Source organism: Cellulomonas oligotrophica, assembly GCF_013409875.1.
Taxonomy (GTDB): domain Bacteria; phylum Actinomycetota; class Actinomycetes; order Actinomycetales; family Cellulomonadaceae; genus Cellulomonas; species Cellulomonas oligotrophica.
The window spans coordinates 2,233,225-2,250,175 of the sequence record NZ_JACCBK010000001.1 but is presented as its reverse complement, the minus strand read 5'-3'; the positions used below and the strand labels follow the sequence as shown (position 1 = coordinate 2,250,175).

Sequence of the window (16,951 nt, the reverse complement as noted above, 5' to 3'; positions counted from 1 at the left end):
GTCCCCCGAGGAGGAGACGCGCAGGAGGGGGAGGGCGTAACGAAAACTGCGGGGCGGTTCCGGTGGGCCCCGTCAGGGGGCGGGGACCGGGCGCAGCACGAAGGACGCCTCGCCGGCGGCCTCCTCCTGCGCGTCGGGCACGTCGACCCAGACGCCGTCGTCGCGCACGTGCACCACGAGGTACTCGTAGTTGCTGGTCCGCAGCGTCACGGTGCCGTCCGCGGAGCCCGGCTCGGGGCAGAACGTCGCGTCCTGCCGGAAGAGCTCGGTGCCGTCGGAGGGCTCCACCCGCAGCTGCAGCTCGCGGTGGCGCAGGTGCTGGCCGTCGGGCGCGGTGAACGTCGTGCACTCCGGGTCCGCCAGGCCGGGTCCGGCGACGAAGGTCGCGGCCTCGCGGGTCGCGGCGTCGGACGCCGGGACGGGCTGCAGCGCCACGGCCTCGCCCGCGTCGACGAGGAAGAGGCCGGGGCTCTGCACCGACTCCAGCCACCACGTCCCCGCGGGCACCAGCCCGGTCGGCTCGGGCGACGGGGAAGGGGTCGGGGACGGCGTCGGCGGTGCCGCGGGTGCGGAGGTCCGCGGCACCGGCGCGGGCGTCGCGGTGGGTGTCGGCGCCTCGACGACGACGGGCGGCGGCTCGGGTGCCGGCTCGACCACCTGCGGGACCACCACGCCGGCGACGACCAGCGCACCGGTGGCGGTGCTGGCGGCCGGGTGCGCCGCCACGAGCTGCGCGAGGCGGCCCAGCAGCGAGGCGGCCGGCTCGGCGGCCGAGGCCGCCGCGCCCGACGTGGCGGCGACCTGGGCGGCGGTCGCACCCTCGGCGCCCAGCCGCGCGGCCAGGGCCGCCGGGACGACCACCGGTGCGAGCCCGGCGAGCAGCCGGTCGGGAGACGTCCGCCCGGCGCTCGTGGCCAGGCACACCGGGCAGCCGCGCGCGTGGCGGTGGATCCGCTTGCGCCACACCGGCGCCGGGCGGCCGTCCCACCGGGCCAGGAGGCCGTCGAGCTCCGTGCACCGCGGCGTCGCCTCCAGCGCGGCGACCACGTCGCGCGCGACGACGAGCTGCTGGCGCACGCGCTGGCGCCGCACCCGCAGGTGCGCCCCGCTCGCGCCCGCGGCGTCCGCGACCTCCGAGCGGGTGAGCCCGCCCGCCTCCTCCTGCACCCACAGGGCGAGCAGGGTGCGCGCGCCGTCGTCGAGCCAGCGCGTCGCGGCCAGCAGCTCGCGCCGCTGCTGCGCCAGGTGCAGGCGGCCGACGACGTCTCCCTCGACGTCGTCGTCCGCCGGGACGGCGTCGGCCTCGGGCATCGGGGCCAGGGTGTCGAGCGCGGTCCGGCGCCGCCGGTGGTGGCTCGCGACCTGGCGGACCGTGATCGCGACCAGCCACGACCGGAACGACTCCGGCCGCCGCAGCCGCGGCAGCTCGCGGACCGCTCGCACGAAGGTGTCCTGCACGACGTCGTCGACGTCCGCGTGCCCGCCCAGCGCCCGGGCGACGATGCCGTAGACCAGCGGGAGGTGCTCGGCCACGAGCCGGTCGAGCGCCTCGTCGTCGCCCCCCTGCGCCACGACGACGAGCTGCACGGTGGCTGTGTCGCTCGTCGTCATCGCGGCCTGCTCCGCCCTGTCCGATCGGTCCCGCCGGCGCCGGCGGTCGAACGGCCGGTCCGCGCGGGACTCTAGCCCACGGGTGCGGGCGCCTCGGGGCCGGTGGCGGGTGCTCTGGCTCCGGTGGTGGCACTTCCGGCGCCGCAGGCGTACGGTACCGATATATCGGAACGCATCACGAGGGTGCGTTCGTGACGAGAGGATGTCTCCCATGAGGGCGAACGACCTGCGACACCTGCTCGGCGGCGACGGCGCCCGCCGGCCCCGGCGCGGCCCCCGGCCCGGCGACGACGGACCTGCCGACGGGGACCCGCGCGGCGGGCACGGGCACGGCCGCGGCGGCCACGACGGTCCGCACCGGGGCGGCCCGGGCCGCGGGCGAGGCCCCGGCTTCGGGCCCGGCTCCGGACCGGGCTTCGGACCGATGGGCGGCGGACCCGGCCACGGCGGTCCGCACGGGCCGCGCGGTCGCGGACGGGCGCGCCGGGGCGACGTCCGGGCCGCGATCCTGGCGCTGCTCGCCGACGGGCCGTCCAACGGGTACGGCCTGATCAAGGGCATCGCCGAGCGCACCGGCGGGGTGTGGCGGCCCAGCCCCGGCTCGGTCTACCCCACGCTCCAGCAGCTGACCGACGAGGGCCTCGTCGCGCCCGTCGACCCGACCAGCCCCCGCACCGACCACGCGCTGACCGACGCCGGCCGCGCGTACGTCGCCGAGCACCCCGACGAGCTCGAGGCCGCGTGGGGCCCGGCCGCGCAGCGCTGGGAAGAGCACGGCGAGCTGCTCGCCGCGTCCGGCAAGCTCTTCGGCGTGCTCCGGCAGGTGCAGGCCGAGGGGTCCACGGACCAGCGGGCCCGTGCGGTCGCCCAGGTCGACGCGCTGCGCCGCGAGCTGTACCGGATGCTCGGCGAGGAGTGAGCGGGCCCGCTCAGACCGGGTCGGACGGGGGAGGGGCGTCGGCCACCAGGGCGCCGTGCACCAGCGCGAGCACACCGTGCAGGGCGGTCGCGTCGACCTGCCCGGGCGCGCTCGCCGAGCCCACGGACCCGAAGGTCAGCGCCGAGCCGACGACCTCGCCGGCCAGGCGCGTGACGACGCCCAACCCGCCCATGGCCATGGTCGCCGCCGGTCGGTCGGCGGCGCGCGCGAAGTCCGCGGTCGCGCCGAGCAGCGCGAGGACGTCGTCCACGTCGTGCGGCATCACCGCGATCTTGCACAGGTCGGCGCCCGCCGCGGCCTGCTCGCGCAGCAGCGCCAGCAGCCGTGCGCGCGGGGGCGTCGCGGCGAAGTCGTGGTGCGAGAGGACGACGGCGGCGCCCGCGTCGTGGGCCCGCCGGACCAGGTCGGCGCGGTGCGCGGCGGCGAGCTCGACGTCGACGGCGTCGGCCTGCCCGCCCGCGAGCACGGCCCGCACGAGGGTGGCGTAGGCGTCCTCGTCGGCGGGCTGCACGCCGCCCTCCCGGACCGTGCGGAACGTGGCGAGCAGGGGCGTGCCGTGCGGCAGCGCGGCCCGTACGCCGGCGACGGCCCGCACGGCGACGTCGGGGTCCGTCGCGCTGCCCGTCAGGTGGTCGAGGCGCAGCTCGACGACGTCGGCGGCGCCCGCCGGGAGCGCGGCCGTCACCCGGGCCGCGTCCGCGGGCGTCCGCTCGACGACGGGGACGCACACGGCCGGCCGGCCGGCGCCGAGCGTGACCGAGCGCAGCGTCAGGGTGGGGGTGCTCACCGCCGCCGGGGCCCGGAGAACGTCGCCCACACGTGCTTGAGGCCGGACTCGGTGTACCAGCCGACGTCGAGGGACAGGCGGCGGGCGATCTGCAGGCCGAACCCGCCCTCGCCCGGCCCGCGGCCCTCGGCCAGGTGCGGGTGGTGCGTCAGGTCGGAGTCCGTGACGTCGAGCAGGAAGTCGTGGCCGTGCTGCCACAGCCGCACCTGGGTGGGGGGCTCGCCGTGCGCGAGGGCGTTCGTCGCCAGCTCGGACGCGACGAGGACGACCTTCTCCTCGATGTCGCCCAGCGTGCGCGTGCCGTCGGACGTCGCCGCCGCGAGCTGCTCGCGGAGCTCGCCGCGCAGGGCGCGCAGCTCGGCGGCGCCCGCGAGGACCCACCGGCGCACCGCGACGAACTGTTCCGGGGGGCGGGCGGCGGGCAGGAGCCGGCCACGGGGCGAGGGGACTGTCGGGTCGTCCGGGGGCAGCTGGGCCGGGGCGCTCGTGCCCGCCTCGGGGTCCGTCGTCGGGTCCTGGACCGTCGGCTCGGGCGGGGCCATGGTGGCGGGGGCGGGCGGCGCGACGGGTGCCGGGGCCGTCCGCGAGTCGTCCGTCACGTGCCGTCCCCCGTCCGGGTCTGCGCAGGTGCCGCGGGCCCGGTGCCCACGGCTCTCCTCACGACGGTAGGCGTCCGGGTGTGATCGCACCACAGGCCATGGTCCGCCGCCCCTGGTCTGGACGGACGTTCACCCGGAGGAACCGCCGCGGGTCATGGTGCCAGACGCGGGGCGGTGCCGACGTCGAACACCTGCCGCAGGGCGCGTCGGGCCGCGAACCAGCCGGGCATCCCGTGCACCCCCGGACCCGGCGGCGTCGCGGACGAGCACAGGTACACGCCCTCGGCGAGGCGGTAGGGGTCCGGGGCCGCCGTGGGGCGCACGACGATCTGGCGCAGGTCCACCGCACCCGCCGAGATGTCGCCGCCGACGTAGTTCGCGTCGTGCTCGGCCATCCGCGACGCCGGGATGCAGCGGGACGCCACGACGAGGTCCCGCACGCCCGGTGCCGCGCGCTCCAGCTGTGCCAGCACCTGCTCGGTGACGTCGACGTCGGACCCCGCGGGCACGTGCGCGTACGTCCAGAGGGGCCGCAGCCCGCCGACGACGCGGCCCGGGTCGGCGACGGAGGGGTCGCTGACCAGCACCACGGGGGCCGGTGCGTGCCGCCCCGCGGCGACGTCGGCCTCGGCCGCGACGAGCTGCGCCCGGGTGCCGCCGAGGTGGACGGTCCCCGCCAGGCCGACCTCCGGCGCCCGCCACGGCACCGGCCCGGACAGCACGAGGTCGACCTTCGCGGCGCCGTCCCCGTGCCGGAACCGGCGCAGCGCCCGGGCGGTGCGCGCGGGCAGCCGGTCGCCCAGCAGGTCCGCGGCGGCACCGGCGCCCGTGCTGAGCAGGACGCAGCGGGCCGGCGGCAGGTCCACCCACCGGCGCACCGGCCGGTCCGTGAGCACCCGGCCGCCGTGCGCCTCGAGGTCGGCACGCAGCGCCGCGACGATCGCCCCCGAGCCGCCGCGCGGCACGGGCCAGCCCTCGCCGGCGTGCGCGAGCGACGCCAGCAGCAGCGCCGTGCCCGCGGCGGCGGGCGACGGCAGGCGGCTGATCGCGTGCGCGCCCACGCCGGTCAGCAGCGCGGGGGCGACGTCGTCGACGAACCGGTGCGACCACAGCGCGGTGCCCTGCTCGAGGACGCCGCGCGCCAGGTGCAGCGCCGTGGGCACCCCGCGGGGCAGCACGCCCGCGGGGACGCTCCGCTTGTCGCCCAGGGCCAGTGCGACGAGGGTGCCGGCGTCGCGCACGAGCGGACCGAGCAGGCGCTGCCACGCCCGGCCGTCGACGCCGAGGTGCTCGACGGTCCGGGCGAGGTCGCGGTAGGCGACCCCCGCGCGGCCGCCGGGCAGCGGGTGCGCGTACTGCGCCGGCGGGGTGAGCAGCTCGACGCCCCGGGCCGGCAGGTCGAACTCCTGGAAGAACGGCGACGCCCACGCCAGCGGGTGCACCGCCGAGCAGACGTCGTGCACCACCCCGTCCGCGAGGCCCAGGTCGAGCGTGCGTGCGCCGCCACCCGCGGTGGGCTGCTCCTCCAGCACGAGCACCCCCAGCCCGGCGCGGGCGCACGTCACCGCCGCCGCGAGCCCGTTGGGCCCCGACCCGACCACCACCACGTCCACCGGTGCGCCCACCGTGCTCCTCCCGTCGGTCCGCCCCGGCCCCACCCTGCCCCACCCCGTGCCGCCCCGCCGCCGTGCTCGCCGTCCCGTCGGACCACCGCCGCGTCGTCCGGGCACGGAGGCGGGTGTCGGCGGCCCGTCCTACCGTGGCGCCAGGGGTGCGGCACGGGTGCGGCACGTGGGCGGCGAGGGGGCGACGGTGCGGATCGGGTTCGTCGGGAGCTTCGGCACGGTGCACGAGGTCGTGCAGATGGCGGTCGAGGCCGAGCAGCACGGCTGGGACGGGTTCTTCACGTGGGACGGCGTCGACCTCGGCGGCGCGATGGGCGACACGTCCTTCCCCGTCTGGGACCCCTGGGCGGTGCTCGCGGCGGCCGCGGTGCGGACGGAGCGGATCACCCTCGGCGCGCTCGTCTTCGCGGTGCCGCGCCGCCGCCCCTGGGTGCTGGCCAAGCAGGCCGTCACCGTCGACCACCTCTCCGGAGGGCGGCTCGTGCTGCCGGTCGGCCTGGGCGTCCCGGACGACCGCGCGGTCGCCGGGGTGCGCGGGGAGGCCGTCGGCGTGCGGGAGCGGGCGGAGCGCCTCGACGACGCGCTCGCGCTGCTCGACCGCTCGTGGCGCGGCGAGACGTTCGACCTCGACGGCACGCACGTGCACGTCGAGGGTATGCGTCTGCTGCCGCGTCCGGTCGAGCGGCCCGACGGGCGGCACCGGATCCCGGTGTGGCCGGTCGCGGCCTTCCCCAGCGCGCGGTCCATGGGCCGGGCCGTGCGCTGGGACGGCGTCGTGCCCCAGCTGCGCGGCGACCGCGCCATGGACCCGATGACCCCGCAGGACGTCGCCGAGGTCGTCGCGTGGGCGCGGGAGCACCGCGACCCGGCGGCCGGCCCGTTCGACGTCGTCGTGCAGGGCGTCCTGCCGGACGACCCGGCGGAGGCGGCCGACCTGGTGGGCGGGCTGGCGCAGGCCGGGGCGACGTGGTTCGTCGACTCCCGGTGGGACCCGCAGGCGGCGACGCCCGAGCGGCTGCTCGCGCGCCTGCGCCTCGGCCCGCCCGACCTCGGCCCGCTCGCGTCGGGCTGAGCGGCCGCCGGCCGAGCAGGTCGACGGCCGAGCGGGTCGGAGACGAGCGCGTCGGCGTGCGCGGGGCCGCGACCTCGCGCACCATCACCGCACGGCCACGGGACCGGGGCCGGTCGGGGCACGAGGGCGGAGGCGCGGATGAGCGGCAGGACGATCGTGGTCACGGGGGCCAGCGACGGGATCGGGGCCGCGGCGGCGCGGGCCCTCGCGGCGGACGGGCACACCGTCGTCGTCGTGGGGCGCTCGCCGACGCGCACCCGTCAGGTCGCCGCCGAGGTGGGCGGTCCGGCGCACGTCGCCGACTTCGCGCGCCTCGACGAGGTCCGCGCCCTGGCCGCCGACCTGCTCGCCGCCCACGAGCGGATCGACGTGCTCGTCAACAACGCCGGCGGGGTGTTCGGCGAGCGCACCGTCACCCCGGACGGCCTCGAGGCGACCTTCCAGGTCGACCACCTCGCGCACTTCCTGCTCACGAGCCTGCTGACGGACCGGCTGCTCGCCTCGCGCGCGACCGTCCTCGCCACGTCGAGCGTCGCGTCGCGGGCGTCCCGCATGACCGTCGAGGACGCGCGCCGGGCCGGCGAGCCCGCGCCGGAGGGCCGGTACTCGTCGCTGCGCGCGTACGCCGACGCCAAGCTCGCGAACGTCCTGCACGTGCGCGAGCTCGACCGCCGGTACGGCGACGCGGGCCTCGCCACGGCGGCCGTGCACCCCGGCGGCGTGGCCACGAGCTTCGCGGCCACCTCCGCCGACCTGTCGGGCCGGTTCTACCGCTCCCGGCTCGGCAAGCGGCTCATGCGCACGCCCGAGCAGGGCGCCGCGACGCTCGTGCGCCTCGCCCGCACCACGCCCGGCGTCGACTGGCCGACGGGCGGCTACTGGTCCGACGACCGCCCGGCCCGCGGCAACCCCCGCGCGCACGACCCCGCGCTCGCGCGCGCCCTGTGGGAGCGCAGCGAACAGCTCGTGGCCGCGTCGGTCACCGGCTGACGGCGCTCACCCGGCGGCCGGGCCCGTGGCGTCGGGCTCGTCCGCCGCGGGCCGCGTCATCGGGTAGATCCACGGGCCCTGCGACGAGATCGGCACGTGCTCGCCGATCTCGTCGTACCCGCGCGCCAGGTAGTAGCCGACGTTGTCGGGCTTGGTGGTCTCCAGGTACGACGGCTCGCGCCGACCGTCGGCGAGCTCGCCGAACGCCCGCATCAGCACCGACCCCCGGCCCTCGCGCTGCCGGTCGGGCCGCACGCCGAACGCCTCGACGTACCAGGCGTCGCGCGGCACGCCCTTCGACGTCAGCGCGCCGAACCGGATGATGCCCGGGCTGTGCTCGCGCGCGATCGCCGCGATCCGCAGCACCCGGTGCGCCTGCCGCACCCACCGCCACCAGGGCATCGGGTACCCACCGGGCCCGTACAGCACCAGCACCCCGGTGATCTCGCCGTCGTGGCTGGTCACGAGCACGTGCCCGTACCGCAGCGCGTCCGCGAGCGTGAGCCGGTACACCGCGCGCAGCTCGCGCTGACGGCGGGCCGGGTCGCGGAAGATGTGGCTGAAGCCCGGGTCCTCGCCCAGCGCTGCGGCCAGTACCGCCGCCGCCTCCGTGCGGTCCTGCGGTCTGAGCCGGCCCACCTGGTCGGGTGGTGGCATGCGTGCGCCTGCTGGGCGTCCCCCTGCGTCCATGTGCGGATCGTCACCCGGACGCGCGTCCAGGTGCAACAGCACGGGCGTGTCGGCACGGGTGTCGGCAGGGTGAAATCTCCCGGTCCCCCGCCTGTGACGATTCAGGACGACCCGGACGATCCCGACGAGGCCTGGGGAGGACGCGTGAAGATCGGCGCGGTCCGCCCCGGGGCCCGCCCGCCGCTGCCAGGCTGCATGACCGCAGGTCCAGCGACGACGAGGGGGCACGGGTGCGCGACGCGACGGCACGGGCGACGGACGGACGAGCGGGCGACGCCCGGCGGGTGCACGGCCCCGGGGCGGTCCGGGGGCTGCTCGTCACGCTGACCGTCGGCGCCCTCGGCACCGTCGGCCTCACGGCGTGCACCCCGGACCGGCCCGACCCGGCGCCGGCCGTCCAGGCCCTCGCCGACGCGCTCGTCGCCGGCCAGTTCGACGACGTCCCGCTCGACGCCCGGTCCGCGGGCGCCGACGCGATCGAGGCCCGGCGCACCGAGGTCGTCGCGGGGCTCGGCGAGGCCACGGCGGCCGTCGCGGCGGGCGACGTCACCGTCGCCGAGGAGGGCGAGAGCGCGACGGCGCCCCTCACCGTCACCTGGGACCTGCCGGGCACCGACGAGGACTGGAGCTACGAGGCGACCGCGAACGTCGTGCTCGACGACGAGGACGTGTGGCGGGTCGTGTGGCAGGACGCGCTCCTCGCGCCCGACCTCATGGACGGCGAGACCCTGCGCCTGACCCGCACGACCGCCGAGCGCGGCCGTGTGCTCGGCGCGGACGACGCCGTGGTCGTCGAGCCGCGCGCCGTCAAGCGCGTCGGCATCGACAAGACCCGCGTCGAGGCCGGGCAGGCGGGGGCCGCGGCGACCGCGCTCGCGCAGGCCCTGGAGATCGACCCCGCCGAGTACGCGACCCGCGTCGAGGGCGCGGGCGAGCAGGCCTTCGTCGAGGCGATCGTCGTGCGCGCCGACGACCCCGCGTACGACGTGGCCGCGCTCGCGGCGCTGCCCGGCGTGCTCGTGCAGGACGACGAGCTGCCGCTGGCGCCGACGCGCACCTTCGCCCGGCCGCTGCTCGGCACCGTCGGGCTGGCGACCGCGGAGATCGTCGAGGACTCCGCGGGAGAGATCGCGGCCGGCGACCTCACCGGCCTGTCGGGCCTGCAGCGCCAGTACGACGACCTGCTGCGCGGTGCGCCAGGCGTCACGGTCGAGGCCGTGCCGGCGGAGGGCGACGCGGTCCGGCAGCTGTTCACCACCGAGCCGGTCGCGGGCGGCGACCTGCGCCTGACGCTCGACGTCGGGCTCCAGGAGCGCGCCGAGTCCGTGCTCGCGGGCGTGGCCCCCGCGTCCGCGATCGTCGCGATCCGTCCGTCGACGGGCGAGGTCGTGGCCGCGGCCAGCGGTGCGGGCGGCGAGGGGCTGTCCACCGCGACCGTCGGGCAGTACCCGCCGGGCTCCACCTTCAAGGTCGCGTCCGCGCTGGCGTACCTGCGCGGCGGGCTCACGCCGGACGCCACGGTGAGCTGCCCGGCGACCGTGACGGTCGACGGCCGCACGTTCCAGAACTTCCCCGGGTACCCGGCCGCCGCCTCGGGCGACGTGCCGTTCCGCACCGCGTTCGCCAACTCCTGCAACACGGCCTTCATCGGCGCCCGCGACACGACGACCCCCGCCGGCATCGTCGAGGCGGCGCGCTCGCTCGGTCTCGATCCGGACGTGTCGCTGGGCTTCCCCTCGTTCCTCGGCGAGGTCCCCGCGGACGCGTCGGGCACGGCCCTGGCGGCGACGGTCATCGGCCAGGGGCAGGTGCTGGCGTCGCCCCTCGGCATGGCGACGGTGGCGGCGTCGGTCGGTGCGGGGCGCACGGTCACGCCCGTCCTGGTCGTCGACGCGGCCGACGGTGCCACGGGCGACGACGCGACGGGCGACGCGACGGACGCCGCCACCGGGACCCCCACCCAGGAGGCGGCGTCGACGCCGGCCACGCCCCTGACGGAGGACGAGGCCGCCGCGCTGCGCGACATGATGCGGGCCGTCGTCACCGAGGGCGGCGCGACCCTGCTCGCCGACGTCCCCGGCGAGCCGGTGCTCGCCAAGACGGGGACGGCGCAGTTCGGCACGGGCGACGACCTGCGCAACCACGTGTGGATGATCGCGGTCCAGGGCGACCTCGCGGTGTCGGTGTTCGTCGCCGAGGGCGACTACGGTTCGACGACGGCGGGCCCGCTGATGCGCGCGTTCCTCGTCGGCTGACATCGGCCCGGCCGCGGACCCGGAGACGCACGGCGGCAGGCCCGGAGACGGACGACGGCAGGCCCTGAGACGGAGACGACGATGCCCGTACCCCACGTGCCCGGCGGCGCCGGGTGGATGCGCCCCCTGCCCGGGACGTCCCTGACGGTCAGCGCCCTGTGCCTGGGCGGCGGGCCGCTGGGGAGCATGCCCGAGCTGTTCGGCGAGGACGTCTCCCCGGAGCGGGGCATCAGCACGGTGCTGGCCGCGCTGCGCAGCGACGTCCGCTTCCTCGACACGTCCAACGGGTACTCCGGCGGCGAGAGCGAGCGGCGGATCGGGGCCGCGCTCACCGCGCACGGCGGGCTGCCCGCGGACGTCGTCGTCGCCACCAAGGTGGACCCGGAGGGCTCCGACTACTCGGGCGAGCGCGTGCGCCGCTCGGTCGACGAGTCGCGGCGCCGGCTGGGGCTGGACCACCTGCCGCTGGTGCACCTGCACGACCCGGAGCGGCACGAGTTCGACGACCTCACGGCCCCCGACGGCGCGGTCGAGGCGCTCGTCGAGCTGCGGGAGTCCGGGGCCGTCGGGGCGATCGGGCTCGCGGGCGGGCGCGTGCAGGAGATGGCCCGGTACCTCGCCCTCGGGGTGTTCGACGTGCTGCTCGTCCACAACCGCTGGACGCTGGTCGACCGGTCCGCCGACGCGCTCGTGGCGGAGGCCCGGGCGCGCGGCATGGGCGTGCTCAACGCCGCGGTGCTCGGGGGCGGCGTGCTGGCCCACCAGGAGGGCGGTCCCACCACGTACGGCTACCGTCCGGCCCCGCCCGAGGTGCTCGACGCCGTCGGCCGCATGCGTGCGGTGTGCGCCGCGCACGGCACGGACCTGCGCACGGCGGCGCTGCAGGTCTCGCTGCGCGACGAGCGGTTCACGTCGACGATCGTCGGGATGTCCCGCCCGGAGCGGGTCGCCCAGACCCTCGCCGCCGCGGCGACGCCGCTGCCGCAGGAGCTGTTCGACGAGCTCGCGACGCTCCTGCCCCCGTCGCGCACCTGGCTCGACGCGCCCTTCGACGCCTGACCGACGCGCCGGGCGCCGGGGGCAAGGGGCGTCGGTCCCATCCGCTACCGTCCATGACCTCTGCACACCTCCGCGACGGGACCACGATGAGCACGCGCACGACCCTGGCCCGGGCGTACTGGGCGGTCAGCCGCTGGACGCTGCGCACCGAGCGGCTGCCCCGGGACGGTGCCGGGGTGCTCATCGGGGCGCCGCACACCTCGAACTGGGACTTCGTCCTGATGCTCGCCATCGGCGCCGAGCAGGACCTGCCGTTCCGGTGGCTCGGCAAGCACACGCTGTTCCGGGGGGTCGGCGGCCCGGTGATGCGCGCGCTCGGCGGTATCCCCGTCGACCGCCGCGACCCGGCGGGTCTCGTCGACGACCTGGTCGCGCGGATCGCGGCGGGGGAGCGGTTCTACCTCGTGGTGACGCCGGAGGGCACCCGCTCGGGCAGCGGCTGGAAGTCCGGCTTCTACCGCATCGCGCGGGCCACGGGCCTGCCGGTGACGCTCGGCTACGTGGACCGGACGACCATGACGACGGGCCTGGGCCCGACGATCACCCTCACCGGCGACGTGCGGGCCGACATGGACGTGGTCCGCGCGTTCTACGCCGACAAGTCCGGGCTGGTGCCGGCGCGCCGCACGGAGCCGCGCCTGCGCGACGAGCCGTCGGGCCCGCCCGCTCCGGATGCGGACGGCTCCCCGGCCACCTAGCGTCGTCCGGGACGCGCCGCGACGACCCTCGCGCGCGGTGCACCGACGAAGGAGGCCGCCATGGGACTGGACGACAAGGCGAAGCACGCCGCCGAGGAGACCTCGGGCAAGGCCAAGGAGGCCTGGGGCAAGCTCACGGACGACGAGCGCCTCGAGGCCGAGGGCAAGGCCGACCAGAGCAAGGCCAACCTCAAGCAGGCCGGCGACGACGTCAAGGACGCCCTGCGCTGAGCGCTGCCGCACGACCCGGCACCCCGCGGACCTGCTGGTTCGCGGGGTGCTGCGCGTCCGGGGGACCCCGGACGGACCTGTGCACGCTTGCGGCCCGGCGTGTCGGTCCCCCGTGCGGGTGAATTGGGCGGCAGTCCAGTATTTCCGGGGATGTGCTCTTCCCACGGTCGCCGCGGCGCGGCTAGTGTCGGCGACGTCAGCGAAACGGCAAACCCTCCGCAAGGCGGGGACGCAAAGCCACGGGACCTACTGGGTCAGCCGGGCTACCGAACGATGAGAGGTCGATCATGGACCAGCGTGGATCTGCGGCGGACAAGTCGCGCACCGATCTCCCCACCACCCGCCTGAGCGCCTGGGCCGCCCTGGCCGCCCGCCTCGAGGCGTCGTCGATCATCCCGGTCCAGCGCGAGAGCATGGCCGCCTGAGCCCAGCACCGTCCGTCGAGCGCCGTCCCTGGTGGGGCGGCGCTCGACGCGTCTGAGGGGTCGTCCTCCGGCGTGGCGCGGCGCGACACGCCGTGTCGTGGCGCGCGTCCCTGCCCTGCCGCCCCGCCCGGTCCTGGTGTCGCGAGCATGGCGCCCGCCGACGGCGCGGGCGATGCACCGGGGGGGCGACCGTGGACACGCTGTGGGAGTGGTTCCTCGTCCTGATGCACTGGTTCTTCTGACGCGGCAGGCGTGGGGCCCGGGCGACGCGTCCGGGCCCCGCGCCGTCGTCGGCGGCGTCAGAGCTCGCCGACGCGCTGCAGGTACCGCATGGCCACCCAGCCGATCGGGATGCGCAGCCAGAAGGTCAGCACGCGGAAGAGGATCGCGACGGTCGTCGCGACACCGGCGTTGACCCCGGCGGCCGTCGTCAGGCCCAGCGCGAGCGCGCTCTCGACCGTGCCGATGCCGCCCGGGGTGGGGATGAGCGCCCCGCCGGCGTTGCCCACGAGGTAGACGAGGGCGACCTGCACGAGGCTCGCGCTCTGCCCGAGGGCGGCCAGCGCCGCGTCGAACGCCAGCACGTAGCCCATGGTCATGAGCACGTTGCCGCCGACCGCCAGCGCGAGGCGCCACGGCTGGCCGAGCACCTCGATGAGCCGCGGCAGCGTCTGGCGGACCGTCGGCCCGACCTTCGCGGTGACCCAGGCGCGCACCTGCGGGAACAGCAGCGAGGCGCCGACGAGCAGCGCGACCACGGCGAGCGCCACGAGCGCCGCGGGCGGGACGGTGAACGGGTCGTTGCTGCCCACGCCGGAGGTCAGCGTCAGCACGAGCAGCAGCAGCAGCGTGACGACGAACTGGCTGACCTGCACGAGGGCGACCGTCGCGGCGGCCAGCGACGAGGAGACCCCGCGCCGGGTGAGCATCCGCAGGTTCAGCGCGGCCGGGCCGATCCCGGCGGGCGCGGCCAGGGCCACGAACGTGGCCGCGGTCTGCACCAGGGTCGCCCGCCAGACGGGCAGCCGGACGGGGGAGAAGGCGACGAACGCGAGCGCCGCCCCGAGCAGCGTGACGAGCCCGAACGCGAACGACAGCGCGCTGTAGCGCCAGTCGCTCTCGGCCAGGACCTCGGTGATCGTCGCGACGTTGATGGACGCGAGGATGATGAACACCGCGACGACGGTCACGAAGATGGTGAAGACGGTCCGCGCGCCGAACCGCACGACCTGGACCGGCTCGAGGTCGGCCGCGGGCAGGCGCTCGACGAGGACGGTGCGCAGGTCGGTGAGGACGTCCCGGTGCGCGCGCAGCTCGTCGCGGGTGCGGCGCGGCAGCGTGACGGTCTGCAGCAGGGGGCCGACGGCGGCCAGCTCGGCCTCGGTCAGGGCCCGCGCCGCGGACGCGACGGTGCGGGCCGCGCCGACCCGCAGCGCGAGCAGCGCGACCAGCTGGGTGACGTCGAGGCGCCGCGCCAGCTCGGACGACGCGACGTCGCCGAGCTCCCACCCCGTCAGCCACACGTGCGGCCCGGCGGGGGTGCGCTCGACGAGCACGACGTCGCTGGTCAGGGCGCGGTGCGCGAGGCCGGCGGCGTGCGCGCGGCGCACCTGGGCCCAGATCTCGTCGAGCTCGCGGTCGTCGAGGTCGTCCAGCTCGGACACGGGGACGGCGTCGCCGGGGCGCTCCTGCACGAGCAGCAGCGAGTCGTCGACCTCGGCGATGCGTAGCAGCTGCGGCGTGCGCACGCCCGCGGCGGCGGCCGCGTACGCGAGCAGGGCGGCGCGCTCGGTGGCCTGGCGCAGCGACAGGGCCGACCGGCCCTCGATGCCGCGCAGGCGCAGGCTGCGCCACAGACGGGTGAGCATGCCCACGACCTGGCGGTCGCCGTCGAACGCGAGCAGGTCGAGCTCGCGCCCGTCGGCCGTGGTCAGGGCGTACAGGCGGTCCCCGGACGAGCGGGCGAGCGCGAGCCGCGCGGGGGAGGGGGTGGGGAGTGCGGCGGACCCGGGCGCGGGCTCGGCGCCTGCGGGGTCGTGGACGCGGTGGATCCGCGCCGGCACGAGCCCCGCGCGCCGGACCCCGAGCACGAGGGCGTCACCCTCGGCGCGCTCGGTGGTCACGCCCGACGCGTACCGCACCGCGAGGCCGACGGTGCGCCCGAGCAGCAGGGCGAGCGCGACGCCGGGCAGCGACACCTGCGCGGTGATGAGCAGCACGCCGATCGTCACCCACAGGAGGTTCCACGACCAGGCCACCGACCGGCGCCGGCTGCGCGGGCCGCTGAGGGTGAGCAGCGCCGCGAGCATGGCCATGTAGCTGGGGATGGTCAGGACCCACGCGCCGCCGAGCCGCACGGACAGGCCGACCTGGACGTGCGGGCTGCCGAGGGTCTGCACGACCCAGTGCACGGCGGTGGTGACGAGGATCGCGGCGGCGGCGGCGATCAGGCCCTCGAGCAGCTGGCGGCCGAGCCGGCGCACCGCGAGCTCGGTGAGCACGGCGATCGGCACGACGATCGTCGTGAACGCCTCGAGGAACGAGACGGGGACGAAGAGGATCCGGCGGAGCAGGTCGGCGAAGCCCTGGACGTCCTCGGCGACACCGGTCGTGGTGTTCTGCGCGTAGGTGGCCAGGACCACGACGAGGACGGCGCCGAGCGCGGTGGCGACCAGCGCCAGGAGGTCGCCGGGGTGGTGGACCCGGGTCGTCGGGGTGTCGAGCACGTCGACCGGCGGCGGGACGTCGCGGACGTCGTCGGTGCCGGGCGTGCGGGTCGTGGGGTCGGCGGGGGGCTGCGCCGTGCGTCCTGCGGGGGTGCCGGGGCCCTCCTCGACGGCGCCGTCCGGCGCTGACGACGGCGGGACGGGCATGCTGGCGAGTCTAGGCAGCGTGCCCCGTCGCGCTCGTCAGCCTCGCGGTGGGGTTCGGCACGTCGTCCCCTCCGCCCTGCGACGGAGCCACCACCGGCGGTCGTCAACAAAGGTTGACGAGACGGACGGGGTGCGTCAACATGTGTTGACGAACGGAGGGCGGATGACCGAGGAGGTCGACATGGCGGCGATGGTGGTGCAGGCCGAGGACGACGATCCGCTGGGTGCGCTCCAGGCGCTCGCGCGGCTGCGCCAGGAGGTCGACCGCCGTGAGGCGGTGGCTGTCCGACGGGCCCGCACCGCCGGCGTGCCGTGGGCCGCCATCGCGACGATGCTGGGCGTGAGCAAGCAGGCCGTGCACCGTCGGTACGGCGGCAGCCGGCGGCGCGGCGCCTGATCCGTCGCGTCTCGGCGGGTGCGGGAGGTCCGGCGGCGCTACGTTCGTCGGAGAAGGTGCGTCGCACCGGGCCGTCGGCCCGCACGCACCCGCGGACGGAGGTCCCTCATGGTCGACGACGTGGTCCACGAGGTGTCGAAGGTCCTGCGGTCGGTGTGGTGGCTGCCCGTGCTGCGCGGCGTCGTGCTGCTGGTGCTCGGCATCGCGCTGCTGGCGCAGCCCACGGTCACGACGTCGGCGATCATCTGGCTCTTCGGCCTCTTCGCGGTGGTCGACGGCGTGCTCGCGGCCGCCCAGGGCCTGGCCAACCGGGGCACGCCCGGGGCGGGGTGGTGGGTCGTCGAGGGGCTGGGCGGCGTGCTCGTCGGCGCGGTCGTCATGCTGTGGCCCGGGCCCACCGTGCGGGTGCTGTTCTTCCTGCTCGCCGCGTGGCTGCTGGTGCTCGGCGTCGTGTCGATCATCGCGTCCGTGGCGATCTCCCGGTCGCGCGACGTGGGCTGGCACTGGCCGTTCGCGCTCGGGCTCGTCTCGACGCTGTTCGCGCTGCTGCTCGTGGTGCGGCCCCAGCAGTCGCTCGCGGTGTTCGCCGTGCTGCTCGGGCTGTTCGCGTTCGTCAGCGGCGCCCTCAACGTCGTCGGCGGGTTCGCGGTGCGGTCCCTGGCCCGCGAGCTGGAGAGCCGCCCGGCCGCGTAGCGGGGT

The 16,951-nt window shown here is 77.0% G+C and carries 16 protein-coding genes and 1 riboswitch; of the genes, 10 read left to right on the top strand and 6 right to left on the bottom strand.

Features of this window, described 5'->3' with window-relative positions; translation table 11 throughout:
• Positions 1-72: 72 nt before the first annotated feature.
• Positions 73-1,611: a sigma-70 family RNA polymerase sigma factor gene (locus BKA21_RS10150; RefSeq protein ID WP_140458083.1), complete on the bottom strand. Its 1,539-nt coding sequence runs from the start codon at positions 1,609-1,611 to the stop codon at positions 73-75.
• 211 nt (positions 1,612-1,822) lie between these two features.
• Here BKA21_RS10150 and BKA21_RS10145 point away from each other — a divergent pair, with 211 nt between their 5' ends.
• Positions 1,823-2,530 carry a PadR family transcriptional regulator gene (locus tag BKA21_RS10145; protein WP_140458082.1) on the top strand — a complete coding sequence of 236 codons (708 nt, stop codon included), beginning with the start codon at positions 1,823-1,825 and terminating at the stop codon, positions 2,528-2,530.
• 10 nt (positions 2,531-2,540) lie between these two features.
• Here the strand turns inward: BKA21_RS10145 and aroD are convergent, their stop codons facing one another.
• The 3 genes from aroD to BKA21_RS10130 all read right to left on the bottom strand — a co-directional run bounded on the left by aroD (position 2,541) and on the right by BKA21_RS10130 (position 5,562).
• Positions 2,541-3,338, bottom strand: coding sequence for a type I 3-dehydroquinate dehydratase (gene aroD, locus BKA21_RS10140; protein ID WP_140458081.1), 798 nt, complete (start codon positions 3,336-3,338; stop codon positions 2,541-2,543).
• Positions 3,335-3,937, bottom strand: coding sequence for an ATP-binding protein (locus BKA21_RS10135; RefSeq protein ID WP_203793477.1), 603 nt, complete (start codon positions 3,935-3,937; stop codon positions 3,335-3,337). The genes aroD and BKA21_RS10135 overlap by 4 nt, the downstream gene beginning before the upstream one ends.
• Positions 3,938-4,089: 152 nt before the next feature.
• A complete protein-coding gene (locus BKA21_RS10130) occupies positions 4,090-5,562 on the bottom strand; it encodes a phytoene desaturase family protein (protein ID WP_140458080.1) in 1,473 nt (490 codons plus the stop codon).
• Between the two features lie 166 nt (positions 5,563-5,728).
• Here BKA21_RS10130 and BKA21_RS10125 point away from each other — a divergent pair, with 166 nt between their 5' ends.
• Positions 5,729-6,634 carry an LLM class flavin-dependent oxidoreductase gene (locus tag BKA21_RS10125; protein WP_275406399.1) on the top strand — a complete coding sequence of 302 codons (906 nt, stop codon included), beginning with the start codon at positions 5,729-5,731 and terminating at the stop codon, positions 6,632-6,634.
• Positions 6,635-6,772: 138 nt separating this feature from the next.
• The gene (locus BKA21_RS10120; protein ID WP_140458079.1) at positions 6,773-7,624 is read left to right on the top strand and encodes an SDR family NAD(P)-dependent oxidoreductase; all 852 of its coding nucleotides are present in this window, start codon (positions 6,773-6,775) and stop codon (positions 7,622-7,624) included.
• A 6-nt stretch (positions 7,625-7,630) separates the two neighbouring features.
• Here the strand turns inward: BKA21_RS10120 and BKA21_RS10115 are convergent, their stop codons facing one another.
• Positions 7,631-8,281, bottom strand: coding sequence for a GNAT family N-acetyltransferase (locus BKA21_RS10115; protein WP_239072866.1), 651 nt, complete (start codon positions 8,279-8,281; stop codon positions 7,631-7,633).
• Between the two features lie 263 nt (positions 8,282-8,544).
• Between BKA21_RS10115 and BKA21_RS10110 the strand changes: the two genes are divergently transcribed.
• The 5 genes from BKA21_RS10110 (at position 8,545) to BKA21_RS10090 (ending at position 12,982) form a co-directional block, all read left to right on the top strand.
• Positions 8,545-10,569 carry a penicillin-binding transpeptidase domain-containing protein gene (locus BKA21_RS10110; protein ID WP_239072867.1) on the top strand — a complete coding sequence of 675 codons (2,025 nt, stop codon included), beginning with the start codon at positions 8,545-8,547 and terminating at the stop codon, positions 10,567-10,569.
• An 81-nt stretch (positions 10,570-10,650) separates the two neighbouring features.
• Positions 10,651-11,628: an aldo/keto reductase gene (locus tag BKA21_RS10105; protein WP_140458077.1), complete on the top strand. Its 978-nt coding sequence runs from the start codon at positions 10,651-10,653 to the stop codon at positions 11,626-11,628.
• 86 nt (positions 11,629-11,714) lie between these two features.
• Positions 11,715-12,326 (top strand): 1-acyl-sn-glycerol-3-phosphate acyltransferase, encoded by a 612-nt coding sequence (locus BKA21_RS10100; protein ID WP_140458452.1) that lies wholly within the window; start codon positions 11,715-11,717, stop codon positions 12,324-12,326.
• Between the two features lie 60 nt (positions 12,327-12,386).
• Entirely contained in the window at positions 12,387-12,557 is a 171-nt protein-coding gene (locus tag BKA21_RS10095; protein ID WP_140458076.1) for a CsbD family protein, read from the top strand.
• A 196-nt stretch (positions 12,558-12,753) separates the two neighbouring features.
• Positions 12,754-12,828: riboswitch (cyclic di-GMP riboswitch) on the top strand.
• A gap of 16 nt (positions 12,829-12,844) precedes the next feature.
• Entirely contained in the window at positions 12,845-12,982 is a 138-nt protein-coding gene (locus BKA21_RS10090) for a hypothetical protein (protein WP_170208942.1), read from the top strand.
• Positions 12,983-13,281: 299 nt separating this feature from the next.
• Here the strand turns inward: BKA21_RS10090 and BKA21_RS10085 are convergent, their stop codons facing one another.
• Positions 13,282-15,855, bottom strand: a complete 2,574-nt coding sequence (locus BKA21_RS10085) for a lysylphosphatidylglycerol synthase transmembrane domain-containing protein (RefSeq protein ID WP_140458075.1) — start codon at positions 15,853-15,855, stop codon at positions 13,282-13,284.
• Between the two features lie 163 nt (positions 15,856-16,018).
• On the opposite strand from BKA21_RS10085, the gene BKA21_RS10080 reads away from it, so the two are divergent.
• Positions 16,019-16,252, top strand: coding sequence for a hypothetical protein (locus tag BKA21_RS10080; protein ID WP_179625350.1), 234 nt, complete (start codon positions 16,019-16,021; stop codon positions 16,250-16,252).
• A gap of 108 nt (positions 16,253-16,360) precedes the next feature.
• Positions 16,361-16,945, top strand: a complete 585-nt coding sequence (locus BKA21_RS10075; RefSeq protein WP_140458074.1) for an HdeD family acid-resistance protein — start codon at positions 16,361-16,363, stop codon at positions 16,943-16,945.
• The last annotated feature ends 6 nt before the right edge of the window (positions 16,946-16,951 follow it).

Bases quoted from the DNA above. Each gene is read 5' to 3' on its own strand.
- BKA21_RS10150 (WP_140458083.1), bottom strand. From the start codon at position 1,611: ATGACGACGAGCGACACAGCCACCGTGCAGCTCGTCGTCGTGGCGCAG.
- BKA21_RS10145 (WP_140458082.1), top strand. From the start codon at position 1,823: ATGAGGGCGAACGACCTGCGACACCTGCTCGGCGGCGACGGCGCCCGC.
- BKA21_RS10120 (WP_140458079.1), top strand. From the start codon at position 6,773: ATGAGCGGCAGGACGATCGTGGTCACGGGGGCCAGCGACGGGATCGGG.
- BKA21_RS10115 (WP_239072866.1), bottom strand. From the start codon at position 8,281: ATGCCACCACCCGACCAGGTGGGCCGGCTCAGACCGCAGGACCGCACG.
- BKA21_RS10105 (WP_140458077.1), top strand. From the start codon at position 10,651: ATGCCCGTACCCCACGTGCCCGGCGGCGCCGGGTGGATGCGCCCCCTG.
- BKA21_RS10100 (WP_140458452.1), top strand. From the start codon at position 11,715: ATGAGCACGCGCACGACCCTGGCCCGGGCGTACTGGGCGGTCAGCCGC.
- BKA21_RS10095 (WP_140458076.1), top strand. From the start codon at position 12,387: ATGGGACTGGACGACAAGGCGAAGCACGCCGCCGAGGAGACCTCGGGC.
- BKA21_RS10090 (WP_170208942.1), top strand. From the start codon at position 12,845: ATGGACCAGCGTGGATCTGCGGCGGACAAGTCGCGCACCGATCTCCCC.
- BKA21_RS10085 (WP_140458075.1), bottom strand. From the start codon at position 15,855: ATGCCCGTCCCGCCGTCGTCAGCGCCGGACGGCGCCGTCGAGGAGGGC.
- BKA21_RS10080 (WP_179625350.1), top strand. From the start codon at position 16,019: ATGACCGAGGAGGTCGACATGGCGGCGATGGTGGTGCAGGCCGAGGAC.
- BKA21_RS10075 (WP_140458074.1), top strand. From the start codon at position 16,361: ATGGTCGACGACGTGGTCCACGAGGTGTCGAAGGTCCTGCGGTCGGTG.